Source organism: Enterococcus casseliflavus NBRC 100478 (genome assembly GCF_001544095.1).
In the GTDB taxonomy this organism is placed as follows: Bacteria; Bacillota; Bacilli; order Lactobacillales; family Enterococcaceae; genus Enterococcus_D; species Enterococcus_D casseliflavus.
In genome coordinates, this window is the sequence record NZ_BCPT01000001.1 from 173,173 (window position 1) to 190,362 (window position 17,190).

Annotated in this window: 16 protein-coding genes; 3 read left to right on the top strand and 13 right to left on the bottom strand. The window is 41.6% G+C overall.

Features of this window, described 5'->3' with window-relative positions; genetic code table 11:
• Positions 1-131 precede the first annotated feature (131 nt).
• The 4 genes from ECA1_RS00790 to ECA1_RS00805 form a co-directional block, all read right to left on the bottom strand.
• A complete protein-coding gene (locus tag ECA1_RS00790) occupies positions 132-395 on the bottom strand; it encodes a type B 50S ribosomal protein L31 (protein ID WP_005233979.1) in 264 nt (87 codons plus the stop codon).
• A gap of 99 nt (positions 396-494) precedes the next feature.
• The gene (rho, locus tag ECA1_RS00795; protein WP_005228301.1) at positions 495-1,790 is read right to left on the bottom strand and encodes a transcription termination factor Rho; all 1,296 of its coding nucleotides are present in this window, start codon (positions 1,788-1,790) and stop codon (positions 495-497) included.
• Between the two features lie 2 nt (positions 1,791-1,792).
• Positions 1,793-3,052: a UDP-N-acetylglucosamine 1-carboxyvinyltransferase gene (murA, locus tag ECA1_RS00800; protein WP_060791464.1), complete on the bottom strand. Its 1,260-nt coding sequence runs from the start codon at positions 3,050-3,052 to the stop codon at positions 1,793-1,795.
• A 173-nt stretch (positions 3,053-3,225) separates the two neighbouring features.
• A complete protein-coding gene (locus ECA1_RS00805; protein ID WP_005228297.1) occupies positions 3,226-4,095 on the bottom strand; it encodes a class II fructose-bisphosphate aldolase in 870 nt (289 codons plus the stop codon).
• A gap of 368 nt (positions 4,096-4,463) precedes the next feature.
• Here ECA1_RS00805 and ECA1_RS00810 point away from each other — a divergent pair, with 368 nt between their 5' ends.
• On the top strand, positions 4,464-4,919 hold the full coding sequence (locus ECA1_RS00810; protein ID WP_060791465.1) for a YehR family lipoprotein: 456 nt from the start codon (positions 4,464-4,466) through the stop codon (positions 4,917-4,919).
• 263 nt (positions 4,920-5,182) lie between these two features.
• Here ECA1_RS00810 and pyrG read toward each other — a convergent pair whose 3' ends face one another.
• The 5 genes from pyrG to lacG form a co-directional block, all read right to left on the bottom strand.
• On the bottom strand, positions 5,183-6,790 hold the full coding sequence (pyrG, locus tag ECA1_RS00815) for a CTP synthase (RefSeq protein WP_060791466.1): 1,608 nt from the start codon (positions 6,788-6,790) through the stop codon (positions 5,183-5,185).
• A gap of 525 nt (positions 6,791-7,315) precedes the next feature.
• On the bottom strand, positions 7,316-8,947 hold the full coding sequence (locus ECA1_RS00820) for a glycoside hydrolase family 53 protein (RefSeq protein WP_060791467.1): 1,632 nt from the start codon (positions 8,945-8,947) through the stop codon (positions 7,316-7,318).
• Between the two features lie 15 nt (positions 8,948-8,962).
• Positions 8,963-10,636 (bottom strand): PTS lactose transporter subunit IIBC, encoded by a 1,674-nt coding sequence (locus ECA1_RS00825; protein WP_010749966.1) that lies wholly within the window; start codon positions 10,634-10,636, stop codon positions 8,963-8,965.
• A gap of 12 nt (positions 10,637-10,648) precedes the next feature.
• Positions 10,649-10,966: a PTS sugar transporter subunit IIA gene (locus ECA1_RS00830; protein WP_010749967.1), complete on the bottom strand. Its 318-nt coding sequence runs from the start codon at positions 10,964-10,966 to the stop codon at positions 10,649-10,651.
• Positions 10,967-10,990: 24 nt separating this feature from the next.
• A complete protein-coding gene (gene lacG / locus ECA1_RS00835) occupies positions 10,991-12,391 on the bottom strand; it encodes a 6-phospho-beta-galactosidase (protein ID WP_060791468.1) in 1,401 nt (466 codons plus the stop codon).
• A 237-nt stretch (positions 12,392-12,628) separates the two neighbouring features.
• On the opposite strand from lacG, the gene ECA1_RS00840 reads away from it, so the two are divergent.
• Together ECA1_RS00840 and ECA1_RS00845 are read left to right on the top strand one after the other, a co-directional pair.
• On the top strand, positions 12,629-13,414 hold the full coding sequence (locus ECA1_RS00840; protein ID WP_010749969.1) for a DeoR/GlpR family DNA-binding transcription regulator: 786 nt from the start codon (positions 12,629-12,631) through the stop codon (positions 13,412-13,414).
• A 2-nt stretch (positions 13,415-13,416) separates the two neighbouring features.
• On the top strand, positions 13,417-14,109 hold the full coding sequence (locus ECA1_RS00845) for an HAD family hydrolase (RefSeq protein WP_010749970.1): 693 nt from the start codon (positions 13,417-13,419) through the stop codon (positions 14,107-14,109).
• A gap of 71 nt (positions 14,110-14,180) precedes the next feature.
• Here ECA1_RS00845 and ECA1_RS00850 read toward each other — a convergent pair whose 3' ends face one another.
• The 4 genes from ECA1_RS00850 to ECA1_RS00865 all read right to left on the bottom strand — a co-directional run bounded on the left by ECA1_RS00850 (position 14,181) and on the right by ECA1_RS00865 (position 17,176).
• Positions 14,181-14,888 (bottom strand): zinc metallopeptidase, encoded by a 708-nt coding sequence (locus ECA1_RS00850; protein ID WP_005228270.1) that lies wholly within the window; start codon positions 14,886-14,888, stop codon positions 14,181-14,183.
• A 94-nt stretch (positions 14,889-14,982) separates the two neighbouring features.
• Positions 14,983-15,315 (bottom strand): zinc ribbon domain-containing protein YjdM, encoded by a 333-nt coding sequence (locus ECA1_RS00855; protein WP_010749972.1) that lies wholly within the window; start codon positions 15,313-15,315, stop codon positions 14,983-14,985.
• Positions 15,316-15,498: 183 nt separating this feature from the next.
• The gene (locus tag ECA1_RS00860; RefSeq protein ID WP_016609383.1) at positions 15,499-16,158 is read right to left on the bottom strand and encodes a methionine ABC transporter permease; all 660 of its coding nucleotides are present in this window, start codon (positions 16,156-16,158) and stop codon (positions 15,499-15,501) included.
• A complete protein-coding gene (locus ECA1_RS00865) occupies positions 16,151-17,176 on the bottom strand; it encodes a methionine ABC transporter ATP-binding protein (protein ID WP_060791469.1) in 1,026 nt (341 codons plus the stop codon). Before ECA1_RS00865 ends, ECA1_RS00860 begins: the two co-directional genes overlap by 8 nt.
• Positions 17,177-17,190 lie beyond the last annotated feature (14 nt).

Consider the following 17,190-nt stretch of genomic DNA (forward strand, 5'->3'; position numbering starts at 1 on the left):
GTAACAGATTCTGAATGGTTTCTTTCGCTTTAGCAGTTGAGTGTCTATTACCTATAAAAATAAAAAAAGGTTTCCCTCGTAAAAGGGAAACCTCAGAAATGTTGCCGAAACAACATTTGCAGTTATTTGTCTTATTCTGCAGCGTTTGTGTCTTTGAGACCGTATTTTTTGTTGAAACGGTCCACACGTCCGTCTGCTTGTGTGAATTTTTGACGTCCAGTGTAGAATGGATGTGAATCAGAAGTTACTTCGACACGGATCAATGGATACGTGTTGCCGTCTTCCCACTCAACAGTTTCTTGAGAATTCTTTGTAGAACCTGATAAGAATTTGAAACCAGTAGTTGAGTCCATGAATACAACTGGATGATAATCTGGATGGATATCTTGTTTCATTTCTTCTTCTCTCCTTTGCCCTGGCTCATTTGCTTCACCAGAGTTGATTTGTCGATTTTACAACATGACTATCTTACCATGTTTGGTTTTTAGATGCAATTATCTTTTTATATTTCTTTTTTGCCGTTTGTCTCCGAAATGGACATCATGAAAAGCCGCTAAAAATTCTTCATTGTTCTTCGTTTTACGCAAGAATTGAATGAATTGTTCTGTGAACTCCAAGGAATCCCCCAACATGTTGTTGCGTAAGCGCCAGGTTTCTTCCAATTGCTCGCTGCTCATCAGCAATTCCTCTTTACGGGTACCAGATTTCTTGATGTCGATCGCTGGGAAGATCCGACGTTCTGCTAAGCTGCGAGAAAGCTGCAGCTCCATATTGCCGGTTCCTTTAAACTCTTCATAGATGACATCATCCATGCGGCTGCCGGTATCCACCAGTGCGGTGGCAAGAATCGTCAAACTGCCGCCTTCTTCAATATTACGGGCAGCACCAAAAAATTTCTTTGGTTTGTACAAAGCAGCTGGATCGATCCCGCCGCTTAGTGTACGTCCGCTTGGCGGTACCACTAAGTTGTAGGCTCTTGCCAAACGAGTGATACTATCCATCAGAATCACGACATCACGCTTGTCTTCTACCAAACGCATCGCCCGTTCTAGTACCAATTCAGAAACACGGGTATGGTTGCTAGGCTGCAGGTCAAAGGTTGAAGAAACAACATCGCCTTTGACACTGCGTTCCAGATCAGTCACTTCTTCTGGGCGCTCGTCGATCAAAAGAACGATCAATTCCACCTCAGGATAGTTGTCAGTGATCCCATTGGCAATTTCTTTCAAGATGCTGGTTTTCCCAGCTTTAGGCGGAGCAACGATCAGTCCCCGTTGGCCAAAACCCACTGGCGACAGCATGTCGATCATCCGCGTAGAAAGGCGTCCTGACGTTGTTTCTAATTTTAAATGACGATTCGGATAAAGCGGCGTCAGCGCTGGAAAATGCGGACGCTCTTTGGCATCTTCTGGATCTTTGCCATTAACAGACTCAACGTGCATCAATCCATAATAGCGCTCAGATTCCTTGGGCGGGCGCGCCTTACCGGCGACTTTATCACCATTACGCAAACTAAACCGACGAATCTGTGATGAAGAAATATAGATATCTTCTGCACTCGGTCCGTAGTTGATTGGGCGTAAAAAACCGTAGCCTTCTTGGCCTACGATATCCAAGATTCCTTCCATATAAAAGAAGCCTTGTTTTTCCGCCTGCGCCCGTATCACAGCCAATGACAATTCTTTTTTATTCATCTGGCTGTAATAAGGAATTCGAAACTCTTTGGCAAAGGTGTAGATCTCTTTTAAGGTTTTGTTTTCCAACTCTGCCATCGTAAGATAATCGCTCATAATTACTCCTCTATCATTTGAATATCAGCTCCAAGAGCCGTTAGTTTTTCGATGATATGATCATAGCCGCGCAAAATATACTCGACATTAAAGACGCTGGTCGTGCCAGTCGCCATCAATCCGGCAATGACAAGACAAGCTCCTGCTCGCAAATCAGAAGCGACAACTTCTGCTCCGTGCAATTGGCTCGGTCCGCTAACAAAAATCATGTTGCCTTCTGTCGTTGCTTGTGCGCCCATCCGTGCTAATTCAGGAATATGGTTGACCCGTTTGGCGTAAATCGTGTCCATGATCTCCGACGTTCCTTTTGCTTTTAGCAATAATGGTGTGATCGGCTGTTGCAGGTCTGTGGCAAATCCTGGATAAGGATAAGTTTTCACAGTCGCTGGTTTCAAGTCTTTTGAGGGATGCACATAGATTTCATCTTCGCTGATATCCATTCGCACGCCGATTTCTTCCAATTTCGCAATGTAGCTTTCTAAATGCTCATAAATCACATTTTTGACAGTAATGCCTTCCCCCGCTGCTGCGGCTAAAGAAAGGTAGGTTCCTGCTTCGATCCGGTCTGGAATGATGGAATGACGACAACCGTGCAATTCTTCCACGCCTTCGATACGAATTTCATTGGTACCTGCACCTCTGATTTTCGCTCCCATATTATTTAAAAGGGTCGCAACATCAATGATCTCAGGTTCTCGTGCGGCATTTTCAATGATCGTTTTGCCTTTGGCTTTTACTGCTGCCAGCATCACATTGATGGTTGCTCCGATGGAGACCATATCTAGGAAGATACGTTCGCCAGTCAAGCCTTCTTCTTCGGTACGCAAATACATGGCACCATGTTCGTTGGTGACTTTTGCGCCAAGTGCTTCGAAGCCTTTAATATGCAAATCGATTGGTCGCGGACCTAAGAAGCAGCCGCCAGGCAACCCAACGACGCCTTCACCAAACTTCGCCAACAATGCCCCCATGAAATAGTAAGAAGCTCGTAGACTATTGATTTTTCCGTTAGGCATCGGGATCGAAACGATGTTTGTCGGATCGATTTCTAGCGTATTGTTTTCAAAATGGGTCTTCACACCCATGATTTCGATAATCTCAATTAATGAGTGCACATCTTGAATGTCAGGCACTCCTTCTAAAATGACCGGTGAATCAGCTAAGATCGCTGCCGGGATCAATGCGACTGCACTGTTTTTTGCGCCGCTAATGGTGACTTCACCTTTTAAGGGACGATTGCCGTTGATGACAATTTTTTTCATGGAATTCCACCTATACTCTTTTTTAATTTATGTGTATCATTCCAATTTTAGCACAGATCACTCAAAGAAAAAAGATGCAGGATATTTTTGATCCCCGCATCAAGAATATTTTCTTGGAAAGCAAAAAAACTCTTAGAATCGGTGATTCTAAGAGTTTTGATCTTTGATTAAGATTAAGCTTTACCAGCTGAACCGAACCAGTCGATGTGTTCTTCTGCATCTTTAACGATTGCAGCAACACCTGGTGCTAATAATTTACGAGGGTCGAATCCTTTACCTTCTTTATCTTTGCCAGCTTCGATGTATTCACGAGTTGCTTTAGCAAATGATAATTGGAATTCAGTATTTACGTTTACTTTAGAAACACCCATTGAGATTGCTTTTTCGATTTGGTCTTGAGGAATACCAGAACCACCGTGTAATACTAATGGTACATCAGAACCTACTGCATCAGCGATTGCTTGTAAGTGGTCAAAAGCAAGGCCTTTCCAGTTTTCAGGGTATTGACCGTGAATGTTACCAATTCCGCAAGCTAGGTAATCAATACCAGTTGCAACCATTTGTTTACATTCTTCGATGTCAGCTAATTCGCCAGAACCGATGATTCCATCTTCTTCTCCGCCGATTGAACCAACTTCACACTCAACAGAAACGCCTTTTGCGTGTGCTTTTTCGACAACTTCTTTAGCCAATTTCAAGTTTTCTTCAAATGGTAAGTGAGAGCCATCAAACATAACAGAAGTGTAACCAACTTCGATACATTCCATTGCTGCATCATAATCACCGTGGTCTAAGTGGATTGCAACTGGAACAGTGATATTCATTGAATCAACCAAGTTTGTAACGATGTCTTTAGCAACTTTGTATCCGCCCATATATTTGGCAGCACCCATTGAAGTTTGGATTAGAACTGGCGCTTTTTTCGCTTCAGCAGCTTTTAAAATCGCTTGTGTCCATTCTAAGTTGTTTGTGTTGAATCCGCCGACTGCATATCCGCCTTGACGAGCAGCTTTTAAGAATTCAGCTCCTGATACTACTGGCATAAAAAATTCCTCCTAAGTTTTGAAAAACTTTATTTGTTAAGCAATGCTTAACCGACAATGCTATTTTAGCAAAGATTTGCGGTATTTGCTACTAAAAAGAGGAATTTCTCTTTTCAAAAAAAGATTGCACAAATATAAAAATCCAGCATTTTCATCATCTTTTCTGAAAGTCTAGGATTCTGTAAGGTTTTGCTCTTCTGTCTGTGGTCGTTAGATAACAAATCGGCATGTGAAAATTCGAGAAAAATTTCACATATTTTTTCGTTATTTTATCATAATCTTCCAGCAAATCCTTTCTTCTTCTCTTTTGAGCATAAGAATAGCCTTGTGAAAGCGGGCATATTATTATGTAAAAAAGGAGGGATAAAATGAAAAAAGCGCTTATTGGATTTTTGGCAGTCATCGGAGTTCTTTTCTTGGCAAGCTGTAGCTCGGGGGCCAAGGAAGAAACCAAAACATTCACAATGGATCAAAATGGGGTTTCGATGGAACTGGTCTTCACTTATGAAGGCGATAAAGTAAAAACTCAGACTGCGAACAATGTCATGCCTTATTCAGCGATCGGGGTAACGACTAAAGAAGAAACACAAACCGTGCTTGATCCGATTGCAGAACAGTATCAGCAAGTCAAAGGGTTGGACTATTCCCTCGACTATACAGATAGTGAAGCGACTGAATCATTGACCATCAATTATGATGAGTTGGATTATGATTCAGCGAAACAATTGCCTGGGGTTAGTTTCGAAGGAAACACCGAAAATGGGATCAGCATGGAACGTACAGAGGAAATGCTCTTAGATCAAGGGTATAAGCTAAAAGAATAATCCTCTCTAGGCACCAGCAAATCAACATGGGTTTCCCGCTGGCGGATTTCATTCAAACTGCTAGCGAAAAAAATAATGCATCAGCCAAAAACTTCCGGTCGTTTTGACGGAAGTTTTTTGTGTGCAGAAATGGATACCTTCTACCAACGCTCATGCAAGTTTCAACCTTTTACGGACTACTGGGATGGCGCAACTCAAAAAAACTCCCCATCTTGAGATGAGGAGTTTCGCACATTCATTGCTTGGTTTGCAGCTAGCGATTATTATGGTTGGCGGTTATCCAATGAAGCTCCAACAAAGGCTTTGATCAAGCGTTGTGGGCGAGTTGGACGAGAAATCAATTCTGGGTGGAATTGGCAACCCACGAAGAATTTGTTTTCTGGGATCTCAACGATCTCAACCAAACGATTGTCTGGTGATACACCTGAGAAAACCATCCCGTTTGCTTCAAAGATTTCACGGTATTTGTTGTTGAATTCATAACGATGACGGTGACGTTCTTGAACAACTTCTTCTCCGTCATAAGCTGCAGCTGTTTTGGTGCCTTTTTTCACTTTACATGGGTACAAGCCTAAGCGCAATGTCCCACCTAAGTTTTCGATGTTTTCTTGGTCAGCCATCAAATCAATGATGTTGTTGGCTGTTTCAGGATCGGTTTCTGCGGAATTGGCATTTTCCAAGCCAACGACATTGCGGGCATATTCCACACAAGCCATTTGCATCCCTAGACAAATCCCTAAGAATGGCACATCGTTTTCCCGAGCATATCGGATCGCTTCGATTTTTCCTTCAATCCCGCGATCACCGAATCCACCAGGAACGAGAATACCGTCTACTTCACCTAAGTAAGAATCCACGTTTTCTCGTGTGATTTCTTGGGCTTTGATCCAATCGATCTCGATGTCAGCATCAAAGGCAAAACCAGAATGTTTCAAAGCTTCGACAACTGATAGATAAGCATCTGGCAATTCCACGTATTTTCCGACTAATGCGATGCGTACTTTTTTCTTCAAATTCAGTACCTTTTCTTCCAATGCTTGCCACTCGGTCATGTCAGCAGCTGGTGCAGTCAGTTTCAAATGATCACACACGATTTGATCCATGCCTTGCGCTTGCAGTGCCAATGGGATCGAATAAAGGGTCTCAACGTCACGAGATTCGATCACGGCTTCTGGTGCCACGTCACAGAATTGTGCCAATTTGTTTTTCGTTGATTGTCCTACGGGTTGTTCTGTCCGAACGACCAAGATATTTGGTTGAATCCCTAAGCCGCGCAGTTCCTTCACACTATGTTGTGTCGGTTTGGTTTTCATTTCGCCTGCTGCTTTCAAATAAGGAATCAGCGTCGTATGGATGTACATCACATTGTCTGAACCTACGTCTGCTTTCATTTGACGCAAAGCTTCTAGAAATGGTAATGATTCAATATCCCCTACTGTACCGCCGACTTCTGTAATGATCACATCTGAATCAGTCATTTTGGCTGCCCGCATGATTTTTTCTTTGATCTCGTTGGTGATATGCGGGATCACTTGAACAGTCGCGCCTAAGTATTCTCCTTTACGCTCTTTCCGCAAAACTTCTGAATAGATTTTTCCAGTTGTTACATTTGAGTATTTGTTCAAATTGATATCGATAAAGCGTTCATAGTGACCTAAGTCTAAGTCGGTCTCTGCTCCATCATCGGTTACGAATACTTCACCATGTTGGTATGGGCTCATCGTTCCTGGATCGACGTTGATGTACGGATCGAATTTTTGAATCGTTACTTTCAAGCCGCGATTTTTCAACAGACGTCCTAATGATGCTGCTACGATCCCTTTACCAATAGAAGAAACCACACCGCCGGTTACAAAAATATATTTTGTCATAAACTGAAAAACTCCTTTAATCTATTTTACAGGAAAAGCATTTAGAAAATAATAAAAGCTCCCTATCCATAAATGAATAGGGAGCGAAAATTCTAAATCACTTTCTGACTCTTGTAAAGAGTGCCCAAACAGAATGATACATTCTCACCTAGCAAATGTCAAGAAAACTTTATTTGATTTTTTCAGAAAAAAACGAAGTTTCCAGACAAACCGCTTTACTTATTGATACAGCTGGTTCCTTCTTTTTCTCGACTAAATTCTATGGTTATTCTTTCTTAAACAACCTTCATGTTTTCTGCACAACTTTTTGCAAATTTTTCATTGCTTCTTACGAAATCGTTGAACTCTCTTTGGCATAATACAAAGTGTAGATGAAGTCTGGCGCTTTACTCGTTTTGGTAAAAATGATCGGAACGTATTTCTGGTTATTTTTGGCAAAGACGAGGTGCAGGTTCGATTCCTGCCTTCTACGCTAGTGATGCGGTTGAAAGGGAGCTCTGAGGATCAATCGCAGCAATCCTTAGACTATTGTTTCACCAACGAAACAAAATCAACGTTCGTCCAAGCATTTGCTGAAGCCTTGCTATAAACCCCGATTTCACAAACACCTGTTGTAATTGGAATGTCTTTGATTGTAATTTTTGTCCATTCACTGGTTTTATCAACCGCAGTATTTAGTTCCGCTCCACCATAATTTTTGATATATAACTGATTGGTATCAAACTCTCCCCCAGACATTACGTAGGCACTCAATGTGTAAGTTCCATCGCTGATGCCACTAATATTTTGATAAGCTGATGCCTCGTAAGCTTGGTCCTTCCAAAAAGTTAATTTGTAGTCTCCAAAAAAAGTCCCTGCTTCCGTTTTGATCGTACCTTCAGCTGTTCCTTGTTGAAACCACGTTTGCCAATCGGAAGGACTGGTCGTTGGTCCATCGCTCTCGAAACTTGCATTTTTAACCAGATTTGTTTGCGTCCCTGCTTGTTTAAACGCACGCAAGCTTGGCAAGGCGTTTCCAGCAAAATCAAACATCGCCTGGTTGTCCCATTCGTTTCCCATAGTGGATTGAACACCGAGATAATTCATACCTGCTTGTGTTGCCCAACTCACGTTTCCGTTGTACCAAAGAGGTTCCCAGTAAAAGAAGCCCGCCCCGCGATCATTCGGCACCGCTTGAATACGATCGGCTAGATCCAGCAAATACTCTGCTTGTCCTGACGGCGTTGGTTCATATCCCCCCGCCGCTGCTTCGGCTTCGCCAAAGGCATTTGGCATAGTATCTGCATTCGCTGTTGTATGCCCATAAGCTGTTTCAACTACGATCACTTCTTTGCCATACCGTTGACTGATCGTATTCATATTGGTTTGAAGTTCATTCATTGAACCGTGCCAATACGGATAATACGATACTCCAATTAAATCAAATGACACACCCCGACTGGTGATTTCATCAAACCACCAAGTAAATGCTCCTGTATCGCCACCATCAGCTAAGTGGAGCATTACTGGAGTTGTTTTAGGTTGAGTGTCTCGAACAGCTTGGACACCAGACTTCAAAAAAGTAGCCAATCGATCAAACTCTCCCCCGTCTTCTCCCCAAGACTTGCCATAAGGCCAGAGCATGCCACTATTCAGTTCATTGCCGATCTGAACCATATCAGGATAAACGTCTAGCTGCTTCATTTCCGACAGAACGTTCTTTGTATAGTCATACAATGCCGTATTCATTTCTTCAAAGGTCAGATCTTGCCACGCTTTAGGAACATTCTGTTTCCCAGGATCAACCCAAAAATCACTGTAATGGAAATCTAGCAACACGTTGAGTCCAAGACTTTTTGCTCGTTTTGCAAGGGCAATCGTCGTTTCCAGATCATTTGTCCCTGCCCCATAACTTTCTCCGTTACTATTATAAGGATCCTGCCACAAACGCAGTCGAACATAGTTGACACCATTATTTTTTAGAATCTCTAAGGCATCTTTTGAAATACCATCTTCATAATATTTTGCACCAGATTTTTCCATATCTGACAAGATTGAAATATCTGCTCCGCGAATAAACTCGCTGGCAGATGCTTCAACTGTTTTTGAAACAGCCCCCAAAGTCCCTATCACAGCTGCAAATAAAGCGACTTTACGCAACCAAGCTCCCTTTTTCATTCATTTGCTCCTCCTTTATTGAAATTGGCTCAGAATAAATTGAACGGCTTTTTCAGGATCTCTCGTTAATCCGATATATTCTGCTCCTTTTGTCGCAACCAGCTTGATTCCTAAGCGATCGGTATCTTCTTTGATATCATCATAGTAAGAATTGACTTGCGGTGCTAAGACCACCATATCAAAATCCTTCAGCATTTCGTAATGAGAACCATAAGCACCCGCCATTGCACTGATCGGTGCTTTCGATTCAGATGCACCTTCTTTTAAAGCATTAGCTAACATCGCACTTGTCCCTGCTCCAGCACAAAGCACCAACACATTGATTTCTTTATTTGTATCGCTGATAATTTGTCTCGCTGCCACAGGTACTTCCTCACGTATAGCAGCAGAAGCACCTTCTTCGGTTGCGATCACTTCCGCTTTTTGTGCTTCTTGCTCTACTAAAACAGCATCGTATGCTTTACAAAATGGTAGATAGATCAGGAAGTCAACGACGATTAGAACCGCTGCTAAAACAAAGGCTAACACCCCCATGCCTGTTCCTAGAACCAAACCGATCGGTGCCGGAGTTGCCCAAGGTAAAACGTACATAAAACTGTTCATGCCTAGCACATCGACAAAAAACTTAAACAAGCAAACGTTTACAACTGGTGTTAACAAAAACGGAATGAAAAAATAAGGATTCAAAATCATGGGTGCTGCAAACAACAATGGTTCATTGACAGCAAAACTTACTGGAATAAAGGAAGCTTTCCCGACTGCCTTCAATTGTTTAGACTTAGCAAAGAGTAAGAAGATAAAAGGAACGACCAATGTGGCCCCAGTTCCTCCCATAGTTCCTACAAAATTTCCTAAACCGACTGTCAGTACTTTTGAAGCTTGCTCACCGGAATTGAACAATTGCAGATTGGTTTCCACATTGGCATAGATAATTGCTGCAATTGCTGGTTCCACGATCGACGGTCCATGAACACCGACAAACCAAAATAGCGCCATCGCTCCCCAGATAATAGCGATTCCTAAATAACCGTCGGCTGCTGTGAATAATGGCTGCAGCACAGTAATGATTGCTTCTGCAAATGAGATTTGGAAAATTTGCCGAATACCTAAATCAATTAAAACGGCCGCAAATACTGAAAAAGAGAAAGGAAAAATATCTCGGAAGGTTTGCGAAATCGTACCAGGAACTTCTTTAGGCATCTTAATGGTAATATCTTTCAGCACACAAAACTTATATAAATTAACTGTTAAAAATGCAGCGACAAAGGACGCCAAAAGCCCCTTTGTCCCCATGTATTCCGTTGAAAATCCGCCTTCGATTGGAGAGACGCTTAACAACAGGAAACTTACCACAGAAGCCAGCATCACAGAAGTCGTGTTGATTACTTTGTTTTTCGGTAAGCGGCGATTCATCGAATCAGCCAAGCAGCGAGCAGTGGTTGCTGAAACAAGTAACCCTACAACCCCCATCGAATAATTATAGACTTTCCACAACCAAGTGGAGACAGCTTCAGGCCATTGGTAACCAAAAATCTCAGGAACCGCAGCAATCAAAATGAATATGCTTGAGAATAAAATAGCCGGCATCGCTGTTAAAAATCCGTCACGAACGGCTCCCAGATAACTATTGCGTGAGATTTTTTCAAAAAACGGTTTCCCTTTTTCGATTTGTTTAATGATTCCATCCATAGCGTTCTTCTCCTATCCTTGATTCTGCTTGTACAGTGCAATAAAGTCTTGAATCAGATCTCTCAGCAACAAAGTGGTCATTAAATGATCCTGTCCATGGATAAAAATGAATCCCATCTCCATCTCTTTTCCCGATGCTTCTTCCGCTAAAATTTTCGTTTGCGAATTGTGTGCAAGGGTTAAATTTTCGTCGGCTTCTTTCAGTGCTGAATCAACATGCTCAAAGTTCCCTTGTCTTACTTCTTTCAATAATTTCAATAATGTACTGCGAGCGTCCCCTGAATAAGCAACGATCTCAAAACCAAGCATTTGTAATTCCTCTTTATTCATCTTTTCTTCCTCCATTATTACTTATTAAATAATCGTTTTGGTTTCACTAACTAATTTGTACCAGTATGCTGACTCTTTCGGGTAACGCTTCTGGGTTTCAAAATCAACATAAAACAAGCCATACCTTTTGTTATACCCATTTGTCCATGAGAAAAGATCCATAAGCGACCACAAAAAATATCCCTTCACATTTACCCCAGCTGTTATCGCCTTGCTTAAGGATTCCAAATAGACTCTCAAATAGTCGATTCTCGGCTGATCCATAATGATGCCATCTTCAAACTGGTCTTTATACCCCATGCCGTTTTCAGTGATATAGATTTTGTTGTAATGCGGGTAATCGCTTTTAATTCGCAACAACAAGTCATAAAGCCCTTCTGGATAAATCAGCCAGTCCCAATCTGTTCGAGGAATTCCTTCTTTATAAATGCGTTCTCCGATCCCCTTCACTTTATAAACAGAGGTCCCTTTTTCACCCGTGCCATTATGATGGATCGCGTTTTCTCCATCGTAAGCTTTGACAAAATGGCATTGGTAGTGATTGATCCCTAAATAGTCATTACGCGTGGAGGCTTTTTTCAATTCGACAAAATCTTCTTCAGGAAAATGATAGCTGGCCTGATTTGCTTCACATATCTCATCAAGAGCAGTCAAGGTTTCAGTTGAATAGAAGCCTAAATAAGTAGCATCTAATAAGAAGCGGATCGACAATGCATCGTCTAAAAAGGCTGCATGCTTATCTTCTGGAGCATCTGTTGCCGCATATTTCGTCTCCAATGAGTGAACGACACCGATTTCGCCTGGAAGTTCGTTTTCTTTGAAATAGTTCACTACACGTGCATGGGCAACCATCATATTATGAAGACAGGCGATGATTTTTGTAAAATCATATTTGATTCCTGGCGGGAAAACGCCTAACAAATATTGATTGGTCGCAACAGGATAGATTTCATTAAAGGTACTCCACACTTTCACTTCTTTGAATTCATGAAAACAAAAAATGGCATAGGAAACGAATGCTTCTATTGTTTCTCGATTCAAAAAATCTCCCTGGTCAAACAAACGTTTAGGGGTATCAAAATGATGCAATGTCACAAACGGCGTTACGTTTCTTTTCGCACATTCTTCGAACACACGATGATAAAAAGCGATTCCTTCTGGGTTCGGTTCCCCATCACCATCAGGAAAAATTCGACTCCATGCAATGGATAATCTTAGCCCATTCACACCAAATCGTTCACACAATTCAATATCCTTTGCATATTGATGATAAAAATCACTTGCCGGATCGGGACTGAATCTACCCTGTTCCTCTAAAAAATCATCCCAAGCAACAGCGCCTTTGCCGCCTTCCTTAGTGGCTCCTTCAACCTGATAGGCTGCTGTGGCTCCACCAAAAATAAAATCTTCTGGTAATTTAAGCATGTACATCTCTCCTCAAATCTATAATCAGTTTCCACACTTTCTAACTGATTGAATTGTAATCGCATCCAAAACATTTGTCAACAAAAACAAACATAAATAATCACAAAAATCGAAAAAAAATGATAAAAACCATTGAAATAAACATGTATCACGCAAATAATTGTTTGTTTTTGTTCGAAACAGATTGACTGTTATCCGATTATATGGTAGATTATCCTTAAATTAGAGGTGAAGACGATGCTGAAAAAAGAAAGATTGTTTACTATCGTAGAAATGGTCAATAAAAAAGGAATCCTTACCGTTAATGAAATCATCAATCAATTAGATGTTTCTGATATGACCGTTCGCAGAGATTTAGATGAATTAGAAAAATCGGGCAAGCTGCTACGTGTCCATGGAGGGGCGCAAAGTCTTTCCTACACTTTAGATCAAGAACTTTCTCACACCGAAAAAGCCACTCTGCAGATTCAAGAAAAAAAAGAAATTGCTGCCGCAGCAGCCTCCTCAATTCAAGAAGGCGAAACAATTTTTTTAGGACCAGGTACAACAATCGAACTTTTGGCGACCCATTTACTGAACAAGAAAATTCGGATTATTACAAACAATTACCCGGTTTTTGATATTCTTGCGCAAGCAGATGGACCAGAAATTTTACTAATTGGTGGTGATTTCCGTAAAAATACCGGCGCATTTGTTGGACCAATCACCAACGACAATTTAAGAAGACTAAAGTTTACAAAAGCATTTATCAGTTCAAATGGCGTTCACAACGAAGCAATTTCTACTTACAGTACAGAAGAAGGAGAAGCGCAGCAGATCGCATTAAATAATTCTCGCAAGAAATATCTGCTCGTTGATAACAAAAAGTTCAATCGGGATGATTTTTATGTGTTTTATAATTTACATGATTTCGATTTACTCATTACGGATCGCCAGATCTCGCGAGAGGTTCAAGAGCACTATGCACAATATGTCGATCTGCAAATTGCTGATTCAACCGAAAATACCACTATAGGAGCGTAACTATGAAAGGGATTATTTTTGATTTCAACGGAACAATGTTTTTGGACTCTCATCTACATGAAGCTGCTTGGCTGCACATGATTCATGATCATACAAAAGATGGTTTATCAGATGAGGATATTTTAAAAAATATCCATGGTCGAACGAATACGGAGATTTTAAAACATTTCATTTCAGAACATTTGACCGCCTCTGAGATCGCCGTATTGTCAGAAGAAAAAGAAAGCTATTATCGTATGCTTTGCTTGCAAAATAAGAACGATCTCCAATTGACAAAGGGGCTTGAAGCGACTCTTGATCAGCTGACTGACCAGCAGATTCCATTAACGATCGCCACCGCTACTGTTAAAGAGAATGTTGCTTTTTATTTTGATACTTTCGATTTAGCTCGCTGGTTTGATTGGGATAAGATCGTCTATGACGATGGCTCTTTTCCTGGAAAACCGCAACCGGATATTTTTCTTAAAGCGGCTGGCAAATTGGGCTTAGCTCCTGCAGATTGTCTTGTTATCGAAGATGCTTATTCAGGTTTGCTTGCTGCCAAGCGTGCTGGGATTGGAACAATTATCGCAATTGATCCATTCGGTAAGAATAAATCAGTATTTGAACAGGCACAGCTAAATAAAGATGGAACCATCAAAGATTTTACTGATTTTTGGACAGAGCACCTGTCAAAAGTTTTCGTTAAATCATAATATTCCATACAAAAAGCGGCTCAACCAAGAAATCTTGATTGAGCCACTTTGTTATTATTTGTTTCCATTTTCTAATTCCGACGGTTGTTATTACCGAATAAAATAATCAAACGTAAGAGCTGCAATAAGGTTGCTACGGCAGCTGCGACATACGTCAACGCTGCGGCAAAGAGCACTCTTCTTGCTTGTGGTACTTCATCTTCTGTTAACAAGCCACCATCTGCCAAAATACGGATCGCCCGTTTTGAGGCATCGAACTCGACTGGCAAGGTCACTAATTGGAAAATAAACGCCAATGAGAAAGCCAACAAGCCTAAGTTGATCAGAAACGATCCTCGTAATAGGACCCCAATCAAAATCAATGGGATCGAGATGCTGGTTCCGATATTAGCGATCGGTACGATCGCATGACGCAAACGCAAAGGAAAATAACCTTTGGCATCTTGGACTGCGTGTCCACACTCATGGGCCGCAACACCGATTGCTGCTACCGAAGTTGATTGTGCAGTGGATTGCGATAAACTCAGCATTTTGTTGCCAGAATTGTAATTATCCGTCAAATCACCAGCGATCGCTTGCACACCCACATTATTGATTCCTTGGCTTTGCAAGATGTACTGCGCCGCTTTTGTGCCGGTAATATTATTTTTACTTCTGACTTTGTCATATTTGTTAAAGGTACTTTTGACGTACGCTGACGCTGCTAGTGAAATCACCATACCGATAATTACAAGAATGAAAGTCGGGTCATAAAAAAAGCCGAACCCGTATCCGCCCATACCATACACGATAAAATTCCCCCTTTTAATCTTTGACCTTATTTTACCATTAAAGTGGTGAAAAAATTATGAAGATGACTGGAAGATTTTGTTTTTAACCTTTTTTTACAAATTCTGATTTTAGTTTCATTGCGCCGAAGCCATCGATCTTGCAATCAATGTTGTGGTCGCCTTCGACTAATTTGATGTTTTTCACTTTCGTTCCTTGTTTGATGGCGCCAGATGCGCCTTTGACTTTCAAGTCTTTGATGACCGTTACTGTATCGCCATCGACTAAAATATTGCCGTTGGCATCTTTATATACGGGTGCTTCTTCCATCGCTTGTTGCTCTTGCCATTCGTTTCCGCATTCAGGACAAACAAACAGCCCGCGGTCTTCATAAGCGTATTCAGATTGGCAATTTGGACAGTTAGGAATTTGAGTCATAGTGTTGCTCCTTTAAAATATAATTTTCGCTGTAAAAAAACAACTCACCATCAGCATACCGAAAAACCATTAGCGGTGCAACCAAAAATCAGTGACCTGTAAGTAAAAAAAATCGCTTCTGTAGAGTAATAACAGAAGCGATAACTCAAGTGTATTCGAAAAGGAACTACAAAGCGTTGGGTATTATTTTGAGAAATGATTCGCACAAGCATCGCCGACCCACTGGATGATTTGTACCAGAAGAATCAGCAGGAGAATCACCACAATCAAAATCGCCGTTTCATAGCGATAATAACCATACTGAATTGCTAAATCGCCAATGCCGCCTGCGCCAATTGTTCCCACCATCGCTGAGTAGCCTAAAAGACTGATCAAAGTTAGCACAAATCCGCGAATCAAAGCTGGCAGACTTTCTGGTAAAATCACTTCGCGAACGATCTGTCTCGTCGATGCTCCAGAAGCGACGCTGGCTTCAAGGACGCCATAGTCGATTTCGGCAAATGCGGATTCAGCGATTCGGGCGTAAAAAGGAATCGCGGCAATCGATAAAGCAATCGCACCACCCGCTGGGGTATAAGGATCACCGATCAGCATCGCTGATAACGGAATCAGCGTAATCAATAAGATCAAAAATGGCAGCGAACGGATTGCATTGACGACAAAATCGGCCAGATGATGCAAGAAAATATTTTTATGAAAAAGGTTACTGCCGACTAAAAACAGGACTAATCCAATCAATAAGCCGAAAACTACTCCTATAATTGCTGAGGTCCCCACCATAAAGAATGTTTCCCATAGTGCTTGAGGCAGGTTTGTTTTTAAAATCTCAATCGTTTCAGCCATTTTTCTCACCTATCTTTCTTAGAGAAAAGACGTTCGCAGCTAAATGTTCTCGGGCTTTTGCTGCTTCTTCGTCGGGTCCCGTCAAATAGATATACAAAATACCGATCACATCTTTTTTGATATACTCAATTTTCCCATGGATGATATTGATCGACACATCGTAGGCTTTCGCTACAGTCGAAATCAGCGGTTCTAACGTATACTCACCTTGGTAGCGCAATTCCAGCAAGTCGCCTTGCGTGAAAGATGCTAGAATCTCTTCAGGAAGCGTCAGATCCAAGTAGCGGCCTACCAGTTTTTTTGTAATAGGCTGTTTAGGCTGACTGAACAAGCCATAGGTCGTTTGTTCTTCAACAATGCGCCCCTTTTCCATCACTGCCACCCGATCAAAAAACTTACGGGCAACATCCAATTCATGAGTGATAAAGACGATGGTGATGCCTGTCTGTTCCTTGATTCGGATCAACAATTTCAAAATTTCTTCAGTCGTTTCAACATCTAACGCACTGGTAGCTTCGTCACACAACAAAATCTCAGGTTCGTTGGCAATCGCTCGTGCAATGCCGATCCGTTGCTTTTCTCCCCCAGACAAATTATTCGGATACTCGTGAATTTTGTGAGGCAGATCCACCATTTCCAACAGTTCCTTGATCCTCGCTTCTTGCTGATCTTTCGGATAATCACCAGCGCGCAAAGCAAAGGCTAAATTTTCCTTGATGGTTCGATTATGGATCAGATTGAAATGCTGAAAGATCATCCCGATTTTTTGTCGTACTTCACGCAAGTGTTTGCCTTTGGCTTGCGTGATGTCTTGACCATCAATCAGAATTTGACCGCTAGAGGGCACCTGCAGTAGATTCAACGTACGAACCAAGGTACTTTTCCCAGCCCCGCTCAATCCGACGATCCCGTATACTTCTCCAGCTTGAACGGAAAAATCAACGGAATCCACTGCTTTTTTGATTTGTTTTTTATGAGTGAATGTCACTGATACTTGTTTTACTTCTATTTTTGCCATAAGGTATGCCCTTC

Coding starts and splice junctions, on each gene's coding strand:
- ECA1_RS00790 (WP_005233979.1), bottom strand. CDS start 395: ATGAAACAAGATATCCATCCAGATTATCATCCAGTTGTATTCATGGAC.
- rho (WP_005228301.1), bottom strand. CDS start 1,790: ATGAGCGATTATCTTACGATGGCAGAGTTGGAAAACAAAACCTTAAAA.
- murA (WP_060791464.1), bottom strand. CDS start 3,052: ATGAAAAAAATTGTCATCAACGGCAATCGTCCCTTAAAAGGTGAAGTC.
- ECA1_RS00805 (WP_005228297.1), bottom strand. CDS start 4,095: ATGCCAGTAGTATCAGGAGCTGAATTCTTAAAAGCTGCTCGTCAAGGC.
- ECA1_RS00810 (WP_060791465.1), top strand. CDS start 4,464: ATGAAAAAAGCGCTTATTGGATTTTTGGCAGTCATCGGAGTTCTTTTC.
- pyrG (WP_060791466.1), bottom strand. CDS start 6,790: ATGACAAAATATATTTTTGTAACCGGCGGTGTGGTTTCTTCTATTGGT.
- ECA1_RS00820 (WP_060791467.1), bottom strand. CDS start 8,947: ATGAAAAAGGGAGCTTGGTTGCGTAAAGTCGCTTTATTTGCAGCTGTG.
- ECA1_RS00825 (WP_010749966.1), bottom strand. CDS start 10,636: ATGGATGGAATCATTAAACAAATCGAAAAAGGGAAACCGTTTTTTGAA.
- ECA1_RS00830 (WP_010749967.1), bottom strand. CDS start 10,966: ATGAATAAAGAGGAATTACAAATGCTTGGTTTTGAGATCGTTGCTTAT.
- lacG (WP_060791468.1), bottom strand. CDS start 12,391: ATGCTTAAATTACCAGAAGATTTTATTTTTGGTGGAGCCACAGCAGCC.
- ECA1_RS00840 (WP_010749969.1), top strand. CDS start 12,629: ATGCTGAAAAAAGAAAGATTGTTTACTATCGTAGAAATGGTCAATAAA.
- ECA1_RS00845 (WP_010749970.1), top strand. CDS start 13,417: ATGAAAGGGATTATTTTTGATTTCAACGGAACAATGTTTTTGGACTCT.
- ECA1_RS00850 (WP_005228270.1), bottom strand. CDS start 14,888: ATGGGCGGATACGGGTTCGGCTTTTTTTATGACCCGACTTTCATTCTT.
- ECA1_RS00855 (WP_010749972.1), bottom strand. CDS start 15,315: ATGACTCAAATTCCTAACTGTCCAAATTGCCAATCTGAATACGCTTAT.
- ECA1_RS00860 (WP_016609383.1), bottom strand. CDS start 16,158: ATGGCTGAAACGATTGAGATTTTAAAAACAAACCTGCCTCAAGCACTA.
- ECA1_RS00865 (WP_060791469.1), bottom strand. CDS start 17,176: ATGGCAAAAATAGAAGTAAAACAAGTATCAGTGACATTCACTCATAAA.